The organism is Arachnia sp., from assembly GCF_057238465.1.
Map to the genome: position 1 here is coordinate 34,204 of NZ_DBHHFZ010000009.1, position 18,983 is coordinate 53,186.

Here is an 18,983-nt window from a genome sequence, read left to right on the forward strand (position 1 = left end):
ACCCGGATGGTTGTCGGGTGTGGTGTCGGTTCTGGGTTTGGCAGGATCACCGGCATCAGTACGGGGCCGCTCGACATCGTCCCCACGCCCCTCCGGACGTGTCCTGTCACCAGGACGCTGGTCAGGCGAATCCGCGAGATCAGCATCCGGTTTCTTCCGAGGAGCATCAGGAACATCACTTCCCGGCTCACCCCTACGGTTGCCCGACCCGGACGCATGATCATCCGGCACGTTGTTCTCATCCGGAGAACGCCTCGGCCGCGATCCAACCTCCGGCTCCGGCACATGACCAGGCGCGCCACCGTGCTGACCCGACGTACCACCATGATGCCCCGACGACCCACCATGCGAGGTTCCACCCCCATGCCCGGCCCCACCACCACCGGTGTGCGGGGTCGTGCTGCCAGCACCATGCGATGACCCACCGCCATGACCGACCCCACCATTGTTTCCGAGGTGGGCGCTCGCGGACCCACCGCCACCAGGCGACGATCCACCACCATGACCGACCCCACCACTGTGATGATGCGCACTCGGCCCTCCACCACCATTGCCGGCCGAAACATGAACAGGCTCCGGTGCTCGCGCATGGGACGAAGACCCGCCCACCTCGACAGGACGACTTCCCCCCGCCCCTGCCGACACCCGCGACGACTCCAGATCCAACACATTCCGCCCCGCCCCCGCAGAAGCCCCGGCCATCGCAGGCTCACGAGCCCCGGCACCATCACCATGACCCGACGGCCCCTTGCCATCAGGCGACGGAGAAGAAGCAGCCACCTTCTCCCGAGACCACGACCCGAAAGCATCATCACTCCCAAGCCCGGACGAAGGCTTCTTCCCACCCGGAGCAACACCCACATCAGGGGCATCATCCATATCGAAACGCGACGGCGGTTTACCAGGATCCCCATGGGTAACAACAGAATCAACCAAATCAGGACGCGGCAAACCTGCCGACCCACCACCCGAAGCGCTGTTCAAGTGCAAACCAGAATCAGCCGGATCCGGACCAAACCTCGGCCCACCAACATTCGCGGGAGCCTCAAAATCAGGACCAGCCAGCGGCTTACCCGCAGGCAACGAAGAATCAGCAACATACCCCCCAGCACGCGACCCCGAACCCTGAGGAACACCATGCGAACCAGGCGTCAGTGGTCCCGCCTTAGTAGGAATCATGCCCTCGGTAACCGACAGCGGACTCTTGCCCGCCCCGAACGGAAGATCGACCTTCTTGACTGCATCCACGCCGAGTTCGACGACTCTGACCCCACCCTTGACCAGCCAACCACCACCGGGAACCGCGAAATCAGCCACCTTGGTGGTGAAGGTCGCCGCTTTCACCGTGAGGCCGCCAACCTTGCTACTCATGGCAGCAGCCTTGACGGCCGCCCCACCGGCCCCAGCACCGGGAATGAAATTGGATCCGATATTCAACGCAGTTTCGGTGAAGGTTGCGACTCCGTCCTCTTTCCACTTGTGCCAACCATCTTTACCAGCCTTGTGCGCCGCGTAATCGAAACCGACCATACCGCTCAATGCCGTCTTGGCAACCTCATGACGTTGATCAACCCAAGCATCCACATCATCATTACCGAAGAACTTGATCGCCCCACTCAGCGTAGGCGAAGCCAGCAAGGCGGTTGAGCCAATGAAATCAGCCATACCAAGCCACGTGTTTGCGAAATTCCCCAGACTCCACCCGTCGGGACCGAACCCGACCATGGCGGTTACACCCTCCCAAGTGCTCTTGGCGAAGTTCCCTACCCCATGGACCACCGACTCACCACAGTTACGGTTTTTCTCGACCGCACCACCCCAGGGCATTATTTCCCCTGATTTCATGATCGCTTCGGCGGAGATCCCCTCCACCGCAGGCAAGCTGACCCCGTCCAGCAGTCCATTGATTGCGGTGGCGCATGTGGCGGCCGCGGTGGTCATCGTTTCCACGATCTTGGCGTAGCGGCCGAGTAATTCGTTGTTGCGGTCCACCACTTCCTGATGATCCCGCCACTTGTCCCCGTAGGTTGACAGGGTGTTGCTGCGGAATGTGGCGGCCTCGGATTCCAAACTGGCGAGTTCTGACTTGACGGGGCCTATTGCCTCCGCGAACGTATCCAACGCGCTGGAGGCCTTCTCAAATTTGGTTTTGATCGCTTCCGAGGCAGTGGCGGCCGGCGCCATCAAACCGTAGGCCTGTTCGGCCTCCGGGGCAACGTACACGGCTGGTAAACCATTCCACAGACCAACGATCGCATCCATCTTGGAATCAACCGTCTGCCCCATGGACTTCAATTTCGAGGACGCCGATTTGACGTTTTCCACATTGATGTTTTCGCTCTTGCATGGAAACGCCTCCGGCATTACCAAACCGTCACCCGACTGTGGCTGCTCAGCCATCACTCACCACTCCCTGCCCTGAAAACCCATTATTGACCGGTTCTGCAGATATTCTTACAGCCCGCTTTTGTATCCATTGGTTTCGAAATAAGAAAAGTCGCCACTCGACGCGGAAGCGACCATTTGCCGTTGAAACTCGCCGGCCATTGCTTCCTGTCCTTGGTTGTAGGAAACCACAGCGTTCGCCACCCCGTTCGTGCCCGCAGCGACCCTGTTGGTGACTGTCTGCAGATTCGACTTCTGATTCTGCATCAAAGCTTGCAACGCCTTCGGCACTTCGGCGATCAATCCACCGGCCTCACCGATCCCGGTGAATATCGCCTCGAACTCTCCCTCACCCAGCGCCGCGACCAAACCCTGCTGCTCGGCCCCAACTTGCTCCAGGATTCCCTCCACGCCGGCGGGATCTATCTTCCAGCTGCCTGCCACAATCCTCACACTCTTTCCCTGATCAGGCCACCGACCTCAACAGCCAGGGCCTCGGCCACCGCACGGCCGGTTTCCGTGTTGTCAAAAGGCACCATGATTTCACTCCACAACCCGAACGCCCCTGGCGGATCCTTGAGCGCAGCCACTGCTTCCCGGGCGTCGTGGATCACCACGGGCGCATGCACCGTGAGAACATGCCGCCCGGATTCGTCGTGCAGGGTCGCAAACTGGCCGTCGAGCCACTCGAACATCTCCCCCTCCATGCCGAGACGCGCATAGGCGCGGTGGTGTACCTCGGCCGTGACCGGAACCTCGCTGAGCAACACCAGTTCAGTGGCCACCTGGTCATCCTCTCGTTTCTTCCCGGGGTTTCGCGTCGTCGAACTCGACCGCCAACACCGCTGCCAGGCGTTCCTGATCAAGATCGTGGGCGAAAGCGACCAGTTGATGCCACAGCTCGTCCCTGCCGCTGAACCTGACCAACAAACTCGGTGCCCGTCTCAAACCCAGCGGAGTCACATCGTGGTTCACCGACAAATCCGCAACATTGATCCCCAGGTCCCGCACCGCAGGAGCCCCGATCAACACCGCCAACGGCACGTCCATTCTTCTTCTGGACGCGATCTGCCCCAGCGATCCGTCCTGATCAACCACCTCGCTGTACGAGACCATCGCCAAGTTCGGGCGAAACCCGTCGACCAAGCCTTTGAGGGTCTCGGTGATCGCCGGATGCATCGCCAACGGCATCCCTTCCACAAGACCATCAGGTCTCCCGTACTCGCCGGCCGGCACCAACCCTCGGGTGTGTTCCAGCAGCCCGATCCTGGTCCTGGAAACCTGGATGCTCACCGGCTCCCCGTGCTCCCCCCTTGCCAGATGACGCCGCGATGTAGGCATCTGCGCCCGCAACGAACCGGTCAGGTCGCCCTTGCTCCACACATTGGCCAGCGGCTCGCACTCACCCCAACGAACCAACCTGCCCCCACCGAGTCCCGCGACCATGTGCTCGGCCACCGCCCCACACAGGGTTTTCTCCTGGGCCCTCTCCCGGGTGAACACATCAAAGAAGAACGCCCCCTGGGCGCTGGGAGCCAACTCCCTGAAGGACCACAACTGCTCCCGGTCCGGGGAGAACTCCCCCCACAAATCCTCAAGCGCATCGAGTCGATACCCGGAACGCCCGTCATAGACGGCCCCGTCCTCACCCCTGACCGTCCAGTAGCCACCCGAGAACCGCAACTCGTCGGCGACGAACCAGCCCAGATGAGCTGCCGTTGAAGTACCCAGAACCGGCCTGACCTGACTCGCGAGAGCTTCTCGGATGAACCCGCGAACCGCCGCCGTCAAAGTGACCCGCTCGCTCGAACACAACAGGGTCCGATAATCGTGCCCCCACCCATCGGCGAACGGAGAGAAAGAAACTTCCATCACCTGGCGGAACTGCCAACATCGGGAACGGCGGCTGCGGCAGTGGAGAGAGCCCGGACGGCAATGTCGTCGTTGTCCCCCAACGATTGGCGAATCGCGCCGATCACCTCACGCACCTGATGCCCACCCATATTCCATCGCCGCTCCAGATGCGCATACTCCTCAGACACGCCATCCGCCTGATACCTACCCATCGCTTGCTTCACATCGCTGTCCCGACGGTCCAATGCCGCCTCCAGCCTGGAGGCAGCCGCCTCAAAATTGGCCTGCGCGCTCTGCGACGCAGCCACGCTGTAATCATTACGATCCATCTGATTACCCGACATCACACACTCTCCCAGAAAACTCAAACATCCGAACAGGTACCGAAAGCTCAACCGGTCAGCCCGATCAGCAGGGGCCGATTCCCCTCAAGAACACACCAGCGCTGAAGTCAGCCGCCCCTTCAGCAGAAGTATGTACTGCGGCACCATCCTCAGCAGCCCCAACAAAGGCCTTGTTCTGCCCAGAGATCGAGCCAACAATCCCGGCCAAAGCACTGTTCAGCGAGTAAGCAATGTCATCAATACTGCCCTTGAACTTGTCAAAAGCGGCCCGAGCCGGACCGTTCATCTGACCCGCCAGCGGCTCCGCGGCATCAAACAGATTTCTCACCAAAACACCGAGATCTTCCGACTCCGCCTGCGTTCGCTGCCCCAAATCAACCAGCGCGTCGCTCTCCATCGCGAACTTCACAACAATCCTCAATTCCTTGGACGACTGAATTCGAGTCTCGCAACCCTCACCCGAAAACCCAAGGACACGCAAGCATAGTTGAAAAATCAACCTAACCCCCCGTCCCGCGAGCACCCACCCAAAACCACTCCGACAAGCGGCAACACTCAACTCCCCCAAAACCCCGTCAGCCAAAAAGAGGACATCGCGCCATTCGCCAAGGACCACACAACACAAACCCGGTTAACCCCGGTATACGCAACTAACCGAAGGACATGATTGACTTGCCTCCGAACCACGGCTGCGGGAGAGGAGGTTCGACCCATGGCTGGAAGCACCCCGGCCTTCGCCGATGTCCCGGCCAGGACGTGGCGGCTGTTCGCCTCCTCGGTTCTGGATCTCATCATCATCGTCCTGGTCGTCACGGCCGTCGCCCTCTGGGGTCTGGCCGGTGATCTCCCGAGGACTCTGGTCGTGTCACTGAGCGCTCTCGTCACGATCTTCCTGACGGTCATGTGGTGGCGGTTGCGCACGCACCGGGGAACCAGCCCCGGGCATCTGCTCCTGGGGTTGCGCTCGGTTGACCCGGTGACCGGGCTGCCCGGCAGGTTGCCTGGTCTGCACGCCGTCGACATCAGACGCGGCCAGGATCCGCTGCGCCCACGGCCCCGCCCCCTCGTCCTGGACACCACGGCACCGAGACGCCCACCCGTCGACGTGACGTTGATCGCCTCCCTTGACGACGGCTCCAGCTACCGGCTCGACATGCCATGCGTGATCGGGCGCGACCCACGGGTGGCTCCCCCCTACCACTGCCTGGCCGTCACCGACATCAGCCGGACCATCTCCCGCACCCATCTGATGCTGTGGAGCGAATCAGGTCTGCTGCTGCTGAGCGACATGGGAAGCCTGGGCGGAACCGCCATCATCACCGCCCAGGGAAATCACCCGCTACCCGCGGACCAGACCATCAGCCTCCCCATGGCTCCCGGTCTGCTGGCTCATCTCCGGCTGGGGCAGCGTGAGCTCCGGATCGAGGCCCTTCCGAACCTGCCAGGAACGCGATGAACGAATTCGACCGCACCCTGATCGAGACCACCAAGACCCACAGGGAACGTCTCGCTTCCGCCTTCATCCACGGGAGACTCACGGAAAGACACAAGGTGAACACGAATCTGGGCCGGCTGCTCGGCTCGGTGATTCTCGCAGCGGTTGTCGGGATCGCCTGTCTGGGTACCGGTTTCGTGCTGGGCCTGCTGGAACGCCAACAGCACGAACAAGCCGTCAACTCCTTCATGGCGGCCATGAAGGCCAATCCCATAAAACCCGGTAACGGATACGTCGAGGATGAGAAGACGGGGCTGTTGTTCAACCCGGAAACCGGCATTTACATCGATCCCCGGACCGGTTTCCGGGTCGATCCCGAAACCATGCTGGCCACCGACCCCCAGGGCCGCACGATCGACATCCGACTCGGCTGGTACTACGACCCGGAGACCAGAACCTACACGGACCCGGCATCGGGTCTGATAATCGATCCGGAAACCCTCACTGTCGTCAAGAAGGAGCGGTGATGGCCTACACGCGACTCACCATGATCGGCAGCAACCGCAAGGCCGACCTGGTCCTTCCCGACGACGAACCCGTCGGGGCGCTGCTGCCGCAATTGCTGGAGGTGCTGGACGAACGCATCCCCGGGGGACGTGAGATCGCGCTGACCACGCTCACGGGAGTGCGCATCGAACTCGACGCGACCCTCGGGGACCAAGGGGTTGACCACGGCACGATGATCCACCTGGTCCCTCTCGACGATGCCCCTCATCCCCCCGAGATCGTTGACATCACCGACACGGTGGCGACGGCGGCCGGGCGGCGTGGCGATCACTGGGGCGAGGGCGCGGGCGCCGCCTCGGTCGCGACACTTTCCGCTGTTGTCGGCAGCATCGTCTCGGTGAGCGCACAGGCCGTGCTGGGTGGGCTCACGGATCCGAGGAACTACTGGCTTCTCCTGGCGGCCGCACTTCTGACCGCCCTGGCGGTGTTTTTCGCCCGCCGCTCCCGCACCGGTGCTGCCGCCGCCTTCGGGGCCGCGGCCTTCGGGATCGCCGCTCCCCTGCTCGTCCTGGCTCCCCAGCCCTGGACCGCAGGTACTCGCATCGTCGTCCTGGCGGGCGCCGCCTGGCTGGTGCTCGGGGCGATCATCGGGGCCGGTTTGAGCCGGCGTTCGGCTCTGCTGTGCAGCGGAATCGGGGTGCTGGCAGCTGTCCTGGCCGCTTTGGGGGACCAGCTGTCCTGGCCGCAGCTCCTGGTCGCCGTGGTGACGGCGTTGACCGGGATGGCGCTCATTGGCCTGTTGCCGGGAGTGGCCCTGGCCCTGAGCGGACTGACCCGGTACGACGATCGCGCCATGCGTGGGGAACGTTCGGAACGCCGGGACGTTGACCACGCCATCGAGGAGGGATTCGCCACCCTCACCTGGGCCCTCATCGCGATCGGCCTCCCAACGGGACTTGCGCTCTTGTCGTTGTCCGGTCAGGAGAACCCGTGGGCCACCGGCCTGACCCCGGTGATCTGTCTGGTTCTCCTGCTGCGCGCCCGTGTGCTGCCCCTCGTACCGCAGCGCATCGCGCTCCTGATCGCCGGGTTGGTGCCGCTGCTGGTGATGCTCATCGGAAGTCCGCAACTCAGCCCCACGTCACGGTTGGCCATCGCAACCGCCCTGCTGGCCGCGTTGTTCGGCGTCGCCCTGATCCGGCCCAGCGCTGTCCTCGCGGCCAAGTTGCGGCGCGCCGCCGAGGTCGCGGAGGTGCTGCTGATCATCACCACCATCCCTCTGGCCCTGGGCGCGCTCGACGTGTACACCGATCTGTTGGAGACCTTCCGATGATCAGCGCCTGGCTTCGGGCCTCGGGAAGTGCCCGTCACCGGCATCTGGCGCAGCTGGCACGCAGTATCAACACCCCGCTGCCGGTGAGGCGACGGATCGCGGTCGCCTCGATAGGGCACCGGAGCGGCACCACGACCATCGCCTCCGGGTTGGCCGTGACGTTGGCCCGGTTGCGTCCGGACCGTCTGCTCGTCGTCACCACCGACGATCCTGAACGGTCGCAGTTCGCGCGGTTGACGCGCCCGCACACGGTGCGTCATCTGACCCCCGAGCACTGGAGTGATCCGCTCTTGTTCTGGGGTGAGGTCGTCGGCAACTCCCAGCGCGACCACGATCTGACGATCACGGACTGGGGAGCCGCGCCGCTTCCCCAGCTGAACCTGATAGCCACCGATTCCCACGCGCTGTGTCTGGTCACGGCAGCCGACAGGGGAATGATCCAGTCAACCCTCGACGTCGCGACGGCCCTGGGTGAACGCCTTCCCGTGTTGCTGGCCGTGGCCGATGTGCGCGGTGTGGTCGGTCCGTCAATCCGCGCCCTGGTGCGTGGACTTCCCTCGACATCGGTCCTGCAACGACACGATCGCCGCTCAGGCACCCGCAAGAAACTCAGGGAACCCGATGCCTTCGAGATGTACCGCCTGGCCGCCGGCCTGATCGAGACGCTCACCCGCCCCGGGAAGGGACGCATCCCGTGACGAACGAAACCATGGCTCCCGAGGATCAGGAACTCCAGGAACCCGCCTCGGCTCACAGACGAATCCAACGCCCCACCCGCACCACGACACCGCTCGAACGTCCGGACCCGATCGAGATCCCGTCGCCGCCCACGCTCGGCGCCGAGATCAGCCCGACCCCGTTCCAGTTCCTGCTGCCGGTGGTCGGGGCGCTCACATCCGTGGTGATGATGGTGGTTATGCGCAACGGCCAGCCGTTGTTCATGCTGATCGCCGCCGTGGTTTTCACCGTGGCCCTCGTCAGCGGTCTCGGTTTCGCCATCTCCAGCCGGGGACGCGCCGGCAAGCAGCTGCGTCTTCACCGCAGTCGCTACCTCGACTACCTCGAACGCACCCGCGACAAGCTGCGGGAACAGGCCGAACACACCCGCAACACCGCTTTGGCGCTGCACCCGAGCCCGTCCGGGATCGTCAGTTTCATCCACGACCCCGAGAGGTTGTGGGAGCGCCGCCGCTCCGACGCCGACCACCTCCAGGCGCGTATCGGGATGGCGACGGTGCCGTGGTTCACGTTGAACGTTCCCACCTCCGAATCCCCCGTGGAGCCGATCGACCCGATTCTGCTGCGCGAGGCCGAGATGCTCACCAGCTCCCATTCCTTCATCGAGGCGATGCCCGCCACCGCCGATCTGAGGGAAGCCGCGGTGGTGGCGGTGATCGGGCCTCGCGAACGCACCATCCCCATGACCCGCGCACTGGTCATGCAACTCGCTGCCCACCAACTGCCCGAGGACCTGGAGCTGGCGGCCGCCTTCCCCGCTGAACACGCGCGCGACTGGCGGGGTTTCGACCTGCTGCCGCACGTTCATGATCCCAACCTTTTCGACGGACCCGTGCCGGCCCGGCGCGTCGCACCCACCCTTGATGCGCTGAGCGACATCCTCGCCAGCGAGATGGCCGAACGCTCCGCCGCCGCTACGGCAGCCAGACGGCGGGGTGGGCAGGCGGAGGAGCTGTCCCGGTTGGTGGTGCTCTCCGATGATCACGGGCACCCGGCATCAGGCCTGCGGCATCCCGATCAGACCCTCCACCACCGTGACCTGGAGGTGACCGTCATCCACCTCCTGGATGACCGTCTGGACGAACCCGACGACGTTGACATCCGCATCGACCTGCGTGACGAAGCGACCATCACACACGGGGCCCGCGGCACCGAGCCCAGCACCACCCATTTCACCCCGGAGGGGGCGGAGTCCTGGCAGCTTGAGGCCATTGCCCGTGACCTCGCCGCACGCCGCACCTTCTCGGCCCTTCACCAGGAGGTCGTCGAGGGTGAACAGGCCGACATCGAGGACATGTTGGGCATCGACCTGCACCAGCCCATCGATCTGGCCCAGCTGTGGCGTCCCCGCACCCCGGCGGACTTCCTGCGTGTCGCGTTCGGCATCGACGACAACGGCCGCACCGTGCACCTGGATCTGAAGGAAAGCGCCCAGCAGGGAATGGGGCCGCACGGCATCTGCATCGGCGCGACCGGTTCCGGCAAGTCGGAGATGCTCCGCACCCTGATCCTGTCACTCGCGACGGCGCACTCACCGGAGGATCTGGCAATGATCCTCATCGACTACAAGGGTGGGGCGGCCTTCTCCCCCTTCGCCCCGCTCCCCCATCTGGCCGGTCTGATCGACAACCTCGCCGACGATCCACAACTGACCGTGCGTGCCCGCGCATCGCTGCAGGGCGAGGTGGTGCGACGCCAGCAGCAGCTCAAGGACGCGGACTCCTCGCCGTCGATCACCCACTACCGGGAACTGCGCCGCAAACGACCCGACCTGCCTCCGATGCCGCACCTGTTCGTGGTAATCGACGAATTCGGTGAACTGCTCACCGCCGAACCGGATTTCATCGACCTGTTCCTGCAGATCGGGCGCATCGGACGCTCCATCGGGGTTCACCTGCTGCTTTCCAGCCAGCGGATCGAGGGCGGGAAACTGCGCGGCCTGGACACCTATCTGTCCTACCGTCTGGGGTTGCGGACCTTCAGCGAATCGGAGTCCCAGGTGGTGCTCGGCTCCACCGACGCCTTCCACCTGCCACCCATGCCCGGTTACGGCTATTTGAAGGTCGACACCTCGGTGTATCAGCGATTCCGCGCCGGATACGTCTCCGGGCCCGTGCCGAGCGGGGTCCGTCAGGAAACGGTGACCTCGGGTCCACGCATCTACGAACTCCCGGTCTACAACGGCATAAACGTCGACGAACGTGACCCGTCGGTTCCCCTGCTGCGTCGCCCGGACACGGGACGCACCCTCGTGGAGGAGGTTGTCGCAGGGCTGCGGGCCGACGACACAGCCGTCTCCCCGGTCTGGCTTCCGCCACTACCCAGCCGCCTCACTCTCGGGCAGGTCAGGGAACGCTCCGACGGCGATCCGCTGCAGGTGGTTGTCGGTCTGGAGGACGATCCGGCGCATCAACGCCAACTCCCCTGGACGCTGGATCTGACCCGCAGCGGCGGTCACGTCGCGATCATCGGCGGCCCCCAGACCGGTCGCACCACGCTGTTGCGCACGGTGGCCGCTTCCCTGGCGTTGCACGCCACCCCCCAGCAGGTGGCGATCTACGGCATGGACCTGGCCGGTGGTGGTCTCAGGCGCATCGAGGGTTTCCCTCACGTCGGCGGGGTTGCCACGCGCGGGGACACCGACCGGATGCGTCGTCTGGTGGAGGAATTGGCCCTGATGCTGCGCTCCCGCGAGCAGCTGTTCAAGAGCATCGGCATCGATTCGATGTCGCAGTTGCGCGCCATGCACGCCGCGGGCCGATTGCCCCAACTGGCAAGCGCCGACATCGTGCTGCTGGTGGACGGCTACGGAATCCTCCGCAGCGATTTCGAACCGCTCGAGGATTCCTTCACCCGTCTCATGCTCCAGGCCGCCAGCTATGGCCTGCACCTGGTGATCTCAATGGGCCGGTGGGGAGAACTCCGGATGGCGCACCAGACCTTGTTCGGCACCCGCGTCGAACTGCGCCTGAACGATCCCACCGATTCGATAATCGACCGCAAACTGGCCCCGACCATTCCGTCCGACACCCCAGGCCGGGCGCTGACCGACAACAAGACCCTGGCCCAGGTGGCCCTCCCGAGCCTGGAGATCTCGGAATCCGAGGACATCGGCGAGGCCCTCGAACGACTCGCGCAGCAGGTCTCGGAGTCGTGGTCCGGTCCTGCCGCCGCGCCAATCCGGTTGCTTCCCGAACACCTGCCGCCCGAGTCGTTGCCCGACGCCGCCGAGGAGTCCTCCATTCCGCTGGGCCTCCGGCAGGACACCATGGACACCGCCTTGTGGGATCTCGACGACGGAGACCAGCACCTTCTCGTGCTGGGCGACGCGAAATGCGGCAAATCCACCACGCTGCGCACCATCGCCCGGGGGCTCATCGAGCGATACACCCCAGAAGAACTGGCGATCGCCGTCGTCGATCCACGCGGACACGTCCCGGGGGTCATTCCCGATGCCTATCTCGCGGCCCACGCCAGTTCCCTCCGGCAAGCGGCGGGGCTCGCGAGTTCCATCGCCAGCGAGCTGGAGGCCCGTCCCTCCCGCAGCCCGGAGGAGAAACTGCGTTCCCCGCAGGTCGTGCTCCTCATCGACGATCACGACATCATCTCGGCCGGCGGTTCCGAACCCCTCGCCCCGCTGGTCCCCTACCTGCCCGCGGCGCGGGACCTGGGGTTTCATGTGGTGGCCACCCGTCCCGTCGCAGGCGCCACGAGGGCACTCTACGGTCCGTTGCTGCAAAGCATCCGGGACACCGGCGGGGCGGTACTGCTGATGTCCGGCGACCGGTCGGAGGGTCAGATACTGCCCCGGATCACCCCGGAACACATGCCGCCCGGTCGTGGCCGCTACATCCGTCGCGGGGAACAGCCATACATCGTTCAGGTGGCCGACACACCACGACACTCCCATCAACCCTGACTCGGGGGGTCACAATGACCGCCAAGCTGGTTCAAGAAGACTTGCGGAACTCCGAAAGGACAAAGCATGCAATTGCTGGGATCAACCTTCTTCTGTGAGATACCTGACGGCTGGTCAGAGGCGCGGGAACCGGGCTGTGTGGTGGCGACGGCGCCGGCACCTGTGCTGGGTTTCACACCCAACGCGGTTCTCAGGGAATCCCGGGTCGAGGAACGCCCCGACATCTTGGCGGCCGTCAGCCAGGCGAATCTTCGTGCGTTCGGGAAGGAGACGCCGGGCACGCTGGTGGTGCGGGTCGAGGCGGTGCGACGCCACGGGGTGGAGCACCGCCGGATCTGGACGCTCTCCCCGGTCACGAACGAGGAGATCCACGGGAACATCCTCTGCATTCTGGGCATCCAGGAACTCGCCGTCGTCGACGGTGTGGTCGCTGAACTGACCGTGACCCTGCCTCTTGTCGAATGGTCGCCGGGTGATCAGCACGAGGCGGTCGTGGATTCGCTGGCGGCCATGCCGGTCGCGGAGCGCACCTCACCGCCCATGGAATCGAATGTGCCCCCAGTCGTGTTGGACGAGTGGGCGACGGCACACGACGGGGCACCCCGGGAGGATCTCAGCGTGATCGAGCCTCCCGCTCTCGTGTTGCAGGCCGAGCCGATCGTGCTCAGCGATGAGGCGAGCACGGTCTTCCTGAACGGTGCCAGGACACGGGTGTTTCCCACTGTCACGGGCGGGGTGAGGAAAGAGCTGGCAGACGCAGAGCTGGTGGACGACGACGGGAATCTCTCCAGCGTCGGTTTCTGGTATGTCGACCACGTTCTGAGCGGTGAGGCCTGGAAGATTCGGGTGGCAGCTCCCGGATCCGCCGAGTTCAGGTTCTGGATGACGGATTCCACGACGATTTTCGTGACCCCGCACCCCGAGCTCAAGGGCCGGAATTTCCTGGGATACTGCCCCTCGAACGACCTGTTCCGTCTTCTCCTGACCTGGGTGGAGGCGTTCCCGTCGTGGCCGTTCGACATGCACCTGGAACTGAGCCGCAAAGAGCTACGGGCCAAACTCGAGCAGAACGTGACGCCCGGTCTTCATGTGGGCGGTGCGGGCGAGTTCGTGGAGCAGCGGTGGACCTACATGTCGCTGAGCGACGACTTCGATGAGCCGTTCCTCAACTGGGTTCACACAAACACGCGAGGCGACGCGGTGAGCTGGGTCAATCCCTCCCTGCGCAACATCCGGCGTCTCATTTCCATTCAGCAGGATCACGACGATCCGTTCTGGCTGCGTCTGGTCGGGACCATCGCGGGTCTCGACCCGGCAACAGGAATCAGGAGAAACACATGACCCACTACAGGGTGAATGCCCAAACTTGCAGCAGCATCTTCTCGAAGGTCGAGGGGGAGCGCTCGAATGCGTCGACGGCTCACACATCGGTGTCGGGCGACATCGACACGCTCGGTTCCCTGTGCACGGGAAAGAGTTCGAAGCTGGCGGCAAAATTGAACGCCGTCTACAACCGGGTTCTGACGGCAGGGATGACCGGGGCCGAGCAGCAGATCACCGATGCCGTGGCCGGTGGGCGCTCAGCCGTCGCGGCCATCCAGGCGGGGGACCAGGAGATGGCGGACCAGACCGAACGCGCAGCCAACGCGGTGGACGAGGTACGCATCAGGGATGGGAAGAAAGCGTGAGCATCAACATCAGCGGCCTTGAGGACTGGCCGGATCCGGCTTCGTTGTTCAGCGCGGCTTCCAGCCTCATGGAGCACGGTGCCAGCTTCGCGGAGCACGTGGAGGCGGCCCACAGCACTTGGAAGGGCCTCAGTGCCTGTTACGAGACTCCCCACCAGGACCTCATGTACTCCGCCCTGGACCCGGCCCTGCAGTCCGGACAGCACGCCTCGGACGGGTGTGTCAGCATCAAGGCGGCCATGACACTGTTCGCTGACGAGGTCTCCGCTCTCAAACCGGAGCGCGATGCACTGGTGACCGAAGCCGCCAACTTCGACGCCAAATCTGTCCCTGAGGATGATGCGAGCCGCCAGGGCTACGTGGCCGAGGCCGTGGCTCTCAAGGGAAAGATCGATGTCCTCGTCCAGAAGTACGAAACCGCGATCAACACCTGCTTCGAACAGCTGGCGACGATTGGCGACGACGGTCTCCCGGAAGCGGGGTCTCCTGCGTGGCAAGGAGTCGCCGGGGACACCCTGCTCGCGTCTCTGGCAGCCGTGGGTGAGAGCAGGAAGGTGGACGTCGAACGCGTCATCAGACGCGTTGTCATTCGCCTCTTCGGGAGTGATTTCAGGATCCCCTACTGGGTGGAGCACGCCAAATCCCGGCACTGGGACTGGAAATCGTGGTTTCCTCAAACCAACCAGCAGGGAAGCTTCCTGACCCGCTTCCGCACGGCAGTGACCGAAACATTCCTCGGTCCTGCGCGGGGACGATACGGTCCGGCAACCGTGATCCGTCCACCCAACATCACGGGGTCGTGGGGGCTCGGGCGGGAGCACAGTTTGCAGACCCGCACCGGCACGTCCGCTCTTGGACGCGCAGCAGGACGCGGCCTCTTCGTTCTCGGAGTCGGCTTGACCTACAGCAGCGAACTCGAGAAAGCCGACAAACGATACCGCGAACAAAACCCGGAACTTTCCGCAAGCGAGCGTCAATCGCGGGTGAGGGAAACCGCCGCGGTCCGGACAGGCTCGCAGGTGGCGGCAGCCGCAGGAGCAGGAGCTCTGGTTGGCTCCGTCATCCCTGTAGGAGGAACCGCTGTCGGCTTGGCAGTGGGCGTCGGGGTTGGGCTCGTAATGAGCATCAACACCGGCGAGGGCAAGACTGTCGGGGACCGCATCGCGGACTTCGGAGAGGGAGTTTGGAATGCCCTCAAAAACCCGTTTGGCGGATGAGAGGTGAATAATGTCACTAGAAATCATTGCTCCTGGAGCCATATTCACTGCGATCGGGCTCATTTTTTTGGGCCTCCTCTCACTATGGAGAGGACGGGTAATTTACAGTGAACCCACACCTCGATTTGTCATAAGCTACAGAGGGTGGTCATCCACACCCCTCGCACTCCCTTACGGAGGCGGATTCATGCTATGCTTGGGAATAGCCGGCCTGGAGCCAATTCTTCCCCGAGCTATAATGTACGCGGTCAGCGTGACATGTTTCATCTGCTTCATCATCTTCATGCTGGGATTTTTGATCTGGTTTCCCCGATTCCTTCTCCCCCGCTGGTACCGCCGAGCCGTGAAGGCCGGCGTCCCACGCAACGACCCCAACGCCATGGGAGCCTTCAAAGCCCTCCCCCTGGAACAACAACGCGAAGCAGCCCAACGAGGAAAGCAACGGTGAGGCGCTGAACCGGGCGTGGGCTGCCCGGTTTCCACGCGGCAATAAGATGGTTGGTCGTGTGCAACGTCTCAGTGGCACGGGGACGAGGACCGCATGGGTGCGCAGGGCGCGGTGGGTTCACGACCGGAACCCGCTGGACATCCTCCGGATGTCGTCACACGAGCCATTGACAGTCGAAGGAGACCCGATGAATCAATCAAAGCCAGAGCGGATCAGCTGGCTGGACAGCGCCGAGCATCACAGCTGGCTCGCAAGGCACCGGGAAGCGCTGCTGGACTTCTTCCAACCCGAGGTGGTGCTGCCCGGCGCGGGCTACGCCTACCTTGACTCGCAGGGCCACGCCCTGCCCCGGCTGGGATCGCAGGTGTGGTTGGGCGCACGAATGCTGCACTGCTTCTCCATAGCAGCCATGCAGGGGCGCCCAGGTGCCGAGGACGTGGCCCGGCACGGCATCGGTTTTTACCTGAACGGCGCCGGCCGCGACACCGAGCACGGCGGTTGGTTCCCGACCGTCGGAGGCGATTCCCCCAGTTTCCGCAAGGAACTCTACGGGCAGGCCCACATCCTGCTCGGCGCCAGTTCCGCGACCGCAGCCGGGATTCCCGGGGGCGAGGAGCTGCTGGCGGCGGCCCTGGACGTCATCGAGAGGTTCTGGGTGGAGGCCGACGGTGCGGGCATTGATGCCTTCGACCGCGAATTCCACCAGGCCGAGCCCTACCGCGGCCAGAACGCCAACATGCACCTGACGGAGGCCTACCTGGCAGCCTACGAGACGACCGGCGACGAGCGACTCCTGGAACGGGCCGCAAGAATCGCGCATCGCATCGCGGGGCGGGCCGCAGACGCCACGGAAGGGGCCTGGCGGCTCCCGGAACACTTCGACGCCACCTGGCGGGAACTCCCCGACCACAACCGCGACGAACTCCGGCATCCGTTCCGGCCCTACGGCTCCCAGCCCGGGCACTGGCTCGAGTGGTCGAAGCTGCTGCTCCAGCTCCGTGGCCTCGGCGTTCGGGAGGATTGGTCGCTGGAAGCCTCCCGGAACCTCTTCGACGGCGCATTCCACGACGCCTGGGCGGACAACGGCGGTTTCTGCTACACCGTCGACTGGGACGGGAAACCCGTGGTGCCGGAGCGGTTCTTCTGGGAGATCACCGAGGGTATCGGCGCGGCCGCAGGGCTGTTCCGCGCCACCGGTGAGCAGCGCTACGAGGACGCCTACCGTACCCTCTGGACCTACGCCGATGAACACCTCATCGACCACGTGGACGGTTCCTGGTGGCAGGAACTCGACGTGCAGAACCGCCCCGTCACCCACACGTGGGAGGGCAAACCTGACCTCTACCACGCCTACCAGGCCACCTTCTACGCCCTGCTGCCCGAGAACCGGGGAATAGCCGCCTGGGTGCGCGACCAGCGCCGAGGCGACATCAAAGCGGGCTGAGTCGGACTGCGAGGTGCCGGTGGATGGTTTCGACACGGGCCGCTCGTTCCTCGCAGCCCGGCTCAACCGGTTTGGCTCACAGAAACCCGTGGAAAACAAAACGGGTAGGCATCCCGGACAAGGATGCCTACCCGTCGCTTGAGGCTCAGGCCTCGGACTTGTTCTCCACCGGCTCGGTGACGAGTTCCAGAACCGCCAAGGGCGCGGAATCGCCCTTGCGGATACCGATCTTGGTGATGCGGGTGCAGCCACCGTTACGGCCCTGGAAGGTGGGGGCGATCTCCTCGAACAGTTTCGCCACCACATCCCTGTCGGTCACCGACTTCAACACCAGGCGACGGGAGTGGAGGTCGCCGCGCTTGGCCTTGGTGATGAGCTTCTCGGCCAGCGGCTGGACGCGGCGGGCCTTGGTCTCGGTGGTGGTGATACGGCCGTGCTCGAAGAGCTGGGTGGCCAGGTTGCGCAGGATGAGGCGCTCATGGGCGGGGCTGCCACCCAGACGGGGGCCCTTGGTCGGCTTAGGCATTTCTCAATTCTTTCGGTCTGGTTCCGAGCAGCGCTCGGTGTGGGTTCTCAGTACTGCTCGGTCTCGGCGTAGTCGTCGTCCGCTTCGGCGTCGATGTCCTCTTCGCCCTCGTGCTCCTGGTCGTAGCGTTCGATGGCCTGGATCGGGTCGAAGCCCGGGGCGGCGTCACGAAGCGCGAGGCCCAGGTTGTGCAGGGTGACCTTGACCTCAAGGATCGACTTGGAGCCGAAGTTGCGGATGTCGAGGAGATCCTCCTCGGAACGGGCGACGAGCTCACCGACGGTGTGGATGCCCTCGCGTTTGAGGCAGTTGTAGGAGCGAACCGAAAGGTTCAGGTCCTCGACGGGCAGGTTCAGCGATTCGGCGATCTGCTCATCCACGGGCGAGGGACCCATCTCGATGCCCTCGGCGTTGACGTTGAGTTCACGGGCCAGGCCGAAGAGCTCCACCAGGGTCCGTCCCGCGGACGCGACGGCATCGCGGGGGGCCATGGACGGCTTGGTCTCGACGTCGATGATGAGACGGTCGAAGTCGGTGCGCTGCGCCACGCGGGTGGCCTCCACCTTGTAGCTCACCTTCAGCACCGGGGAGTAGATGGAGTCGACGGGGATGCGTCCGATCTCGGCGTCGGGGTCCTTGTTGAGGACACTCGAGACGTAGCCCCGGCCGCGTTCGACCACCAGCTCCATCTCGAGTTTGCCGCCTTCGCTGAGGGTGGCGATGTGCAGTTCGGGGTTGTGCACCTCGACTCCGGCCGGAGGCTGGATGTCGGCCGCGGTGACCTCACCGGCCCCCGCCTTGCGCAGGTACATGACCACGGGCTCGTCCTCCTCGGAGGACAGAACCAGGCTCTTCAGGTTCAGGATGATCTCGGTGACATCCTCAACCACACCCTCCAGGGTGGAGAACTCGTGCTGATTGCCCTCGATCTTGATGGAGGTCACGGCCGCGCCCGGGATGGACGACAACAGGGTGCGGCGCATCGAGTTGCCGAGGGTGTAGCCGAAACCAGGTTCGAGGGGCTCGATGATGAACCGCGAACGGTAATCGGAAACCGTCTCCTCCGACAAGGTCGGACGCTGTGCGATGAGCATTTTCTTCCTTCCCGCGCCACCCACTATTTGATGACGCGAATGCCACGACCG

Annotated in this window: 16 protein-coding genes and 1 pseudogene; 9 read left to right on the top strand and 8 right to left on the bottom strand. The window is 64.2% G+C overall.

Going from position 1 to position 18,983, the window contains the following annotated elements; genetic code table 11:
• The 6 genes from ACO6D6_RS10295 to ACO6D6_RS10320 all read right to left on the bottom strand — a co-directional run.
• The coding region (locus ACO6D6_RS10295) for a hypothetical protein (protein ID WP_484785176.1) at nucleotides 1-2,403 on the bottom strand (2,403 nt) is incomplete at its 3' end.
• A 51-nt stretch (nucleotides 2,404-2,454) separates the two neighbouring features.
• Nucleotides 2,455-2,838, bottom strand: coding sequence for a DUF6507 family protein (locus ACO6D6_RS10300; protein WP_484785177.1), 384 nt, complete (start codon nucleotides 2,836-2,838; stop codon nucleotides 2,455-2,457).
• Nucleotides 2,835-3,170 carry a hypothetical protein gene (locus tag ACO6D6_RS10305; protein WP_484785178.1) on the bottom strand — a complete coding sequence of 112 codons (336 nt, stop codon included), beginning with the start codon at nucleotides 3,168-3,170 and terminating at the stop codon, nucleotides 2,835-2,837. Before ACO6D6_RS10305 ends, ACO6D6_RS10300 begins: the two co-directional genes overlap by 4 nt.
• A 4-nt stretch (nucleotides 3,171-3,174) precedes the next feature.
• Nucleotides 3,175-4,257, bottom strand: coding sequence for a DUF6177 family protein (locus ACO6D6_RS10310; RefSeq protein WP_484785179.1), 1,083 nt, complete (start codon nucleotides 4,255-4,257; stop codon nucleotides 3,175-3,177).
• Nucleotides 4,257-4,583, bottom strand: coding sequence for a hypothetical protein (locus ACO6D6_RS10315; protein WP_484785180.1), 327 nt, complete (start codon nucleotides 4,581-4,583; stop codon nucleotides 4,257-4,259). The genes ACO6D6_RS10310 and ACO6D6_RS10315 overlap by 1 nt, the downstream gene beginning before the upstream one ends.
• 64 nt (nucleotides 4,584-4,647) lie before the next feature.
• Nucleotides 4,648-4,992 carry a hypothetical protein gene (locus tag ACO6D6_RS10320; RefSeq protein WP_484785181.1) on the bottom strand — a complete coding sequence of 115 codons (345 nt, stop codon included), beginning with the start codon at nucleotides 4,990-4,992 and terminating at the stop codon, nucleotides 4,648-4,650.
• A 303-nt stretch (nucleotides 4,993-5,295) separates the two neighbouring features.
• Here ACO6D6_RS10320 and ACO6D6_RS10325 point away from each other — a divergent pair, with 303 nt between their 5' ends.
• The 9 genes from ACO6D6_RS10325 (at nucleotide 5,296) to ACO6D6_RS10365 (ending at nucleotide 17,312) form a co-directional block, all read left to right on the top strand.
• Entirely contained in the window at nucleotides 5,296-6,039 is a 744-nt protein-coding gene (locus ACO6D6_RS10325; RefSeq protein WP_484785182.1) for a hypothetical protein, read from the top strand.
• Complete coding sequence (locus tag ACO6D6_RS10330) at nucleotides 6,036-6,545, top strand: OCRE domain-containing protein (protein ID WP_484785183.1); 510 nt, start codon at nucleotides 6,036-6,038, stop codon at nucleotides 6,543-6,545. The genes ACO6D6_RS10325 and ACO6D6_RS10330 overlap by 4 nt, the downstream gene beginning before the upstream one ends.
• Nucleotides 6,545-7,858 (top strand): type VII secretion integral membrane protein EccD, encoded by a 1,314-nt coding sequence (gene eccD / locus ACO6D6_RS10335; RefSeq protein ID WP_484785184.1) that lies wholly within the window; start codon nucleotides 6,545-6,547, stop codon nucleotides 7,856-7,858. The genes ACO6D6_RS10330 and eccD overlap by 1 nt, the downstream gene beginning before the upstream one ends.
• Entirely contained in the window at nucleotides 7,855-8,556 is a 702-nt protein-coding gene (locus ACO6D6_RS10340; protein ID WP_484785185.1) for a hypothetical protein, read from the top strand. Before eccD ends, ACO6D6_RS10340 begins: the two co-directional genes overlap by 4 nt.
• Complete coding sequence (gene eccCa, locus ACO6D6_RS10345; protein WP_484785186.1) at nucleotides 8,553-12,515, top strand: type VII secretion protein EccCa; 3,963 nt, start codon at nucleotides 8,553-8,555, stop codon at nucleotides 12,513-12,515. Before ACO6D6_RS10340 ends, eccCa begins: the two co-directional genes overlap by 4 nt.
• Nucleotides 12,516-12,581: 66 nt before the next feature.
• On the top strand, nucleotides 12,582-13,856 hold the full coding sequence (locus tag ACO6D6_RS10350) for a hypothetical protein (protein ID WP_484785187.1): 1,275 nt from the start codon (nucleotides 12,582-12,584) through the stop codon (nucleotides 13,854-13,856).
• Complete coding sequence (locus ACO6D6_RS10355; protein ID WP_484785188.1) at nucleotides 13,853-14,203, top strand: DUF6507 family protein; 351 nt, start codon at nucleotides 13,853-13,855, stop codon at nucleotides 14,201-14,203. Before ACO6D6_RS10350 ends, ACO6D6_RS10355 begins: the two co-directional genes overlap by 4 nt.
• On the top strand, nucleotides 14,200-15,420 hold the full coding sequence (locus ACO6D6_RS10360) for a hypothetical protein (protein WP_484785189.1): 1,221 nt from the start codon (nucleotides 14,200-14,202) through the stop codon (nucleotides 15,418-15,420). The genes ACO6D6_RS10355 and ACO6D6_RS10360 overlap by 4 nt, the downstream gene beginning before the upstream one ends.
• 635 nt (nucleotides 15,421-16,055) lie before the next feature.
• Nucleotides 16,056-17,312, top strand: a complete 1,257-nt coding sequence (locus ACO6D6_RS10365; RefSeq protein ID WP_484785190.1) for an AGE family epimerase/isomerase — start codon at nucleotides 16,056-16,058, stop codon at nucleotides 17,310-17,312.
• A 157-nt stretch (nucleotides 17,313-17,469) separates the two neighbouring features.
• Here ACO6D6_RS10365 and rplQ read toward each other — a convergent pair.
• Nucleotides 17,470-17,838, bottom strand: a pseudogene (gene rplQ, locus ACO6D6_RS10370) (50S ribosomal protein L17); the annotation flags it as partial.
• A 47-nt stretch (nucleotides 17,839-17,885) separates the two neighbouring features.
• Nucleotides 17,886-18,932, bottom strand: a complete 1,047-nt coding sequence (locus tag ACO6D6_RS10375) for a DNA-directed RNA polymerase subunit alpha (RefSeq protein WP_484785191.1) — start codon at nucleotides 18,930-18,932, stop codon at nucleotides 17,886-17,888.
• Nucleotides 18,933-18,983: the final 51 nt, after the last annotated feature.

Bases quoted from the DNA above. Each gene is read 5' to 3' on its own strand.
- ACO6D6_RS10310 (WP_484785179.1), bottom strand. From the start codon at position 4,257: ATGGAAGTTTCTTTCTCTCCGTTCGCCGATGGGTGGGGGCACGATTAT.
- ACO6D6_RS10315 (WP_484785180.1), bottom strand. From the start codon at position 4,583: ATGTCGGGTAATCAGATGGATCGTAATGATTACAGCGTGGCTGCGTCG.
- ACO6D6_RS10325 (WP_484785182.1), top strand. From the start codon at position 5,296: ATGGCTGGAAGCACCCCGGCCTTCGCCGATGTCCCGGCCAGGACGTGG.
- ACO6D6_RS10330 (WP_484785183.1), top strand. From the start codon at position 6,036: ATGAACGAATTCGACCGCACCCTGATCGAGACCACCAAGACCCACAGG.
- eccD (WP_484785184.1), top strand. From the start codon at position 6,545: ATGGCCTACACGCGACTCACCATGATCGGCAGCAACCGCAAGGCCGAC.
- ACO6D6_RS10340 (WP_484785185.1), top strand. From the start codon at position 7,855: ATGATCAGCGCCTGGCTTCGGGCCTCGGGAAGTGCCCGTCACCGGCAT.
- ACO6D6_RS10350 (WP_484785187.1), top strand. From the start codon at position 12,582: ATGCAATTGCTGGGATCAACCTTCTTCTGTGAGATACCTGACGGCTGG.
- ACO6D6_RS10355 (WP_484785188.1), top strand. From the start codon at position 13,853: ATGACCCACTACAGGGTGAATGCCCAAACTTGCAGCAGCATCTTCTCG.
- ACO6D6_RS10365 (WP_484785190.1), top strand. From the start codon at position 16,056: ATGAATCAATCAAAGCCAGAGCGGATCAGCTGGCTGGACAGCGCCGAG.
- ACO6D6_RS10375 (WP_484785191.1), bottom strand. From the start codon at position 18,932: ATGCTCATCGCACAGCGTCCGACCTTGTCGGAGGAGACGGTTTCCGAT.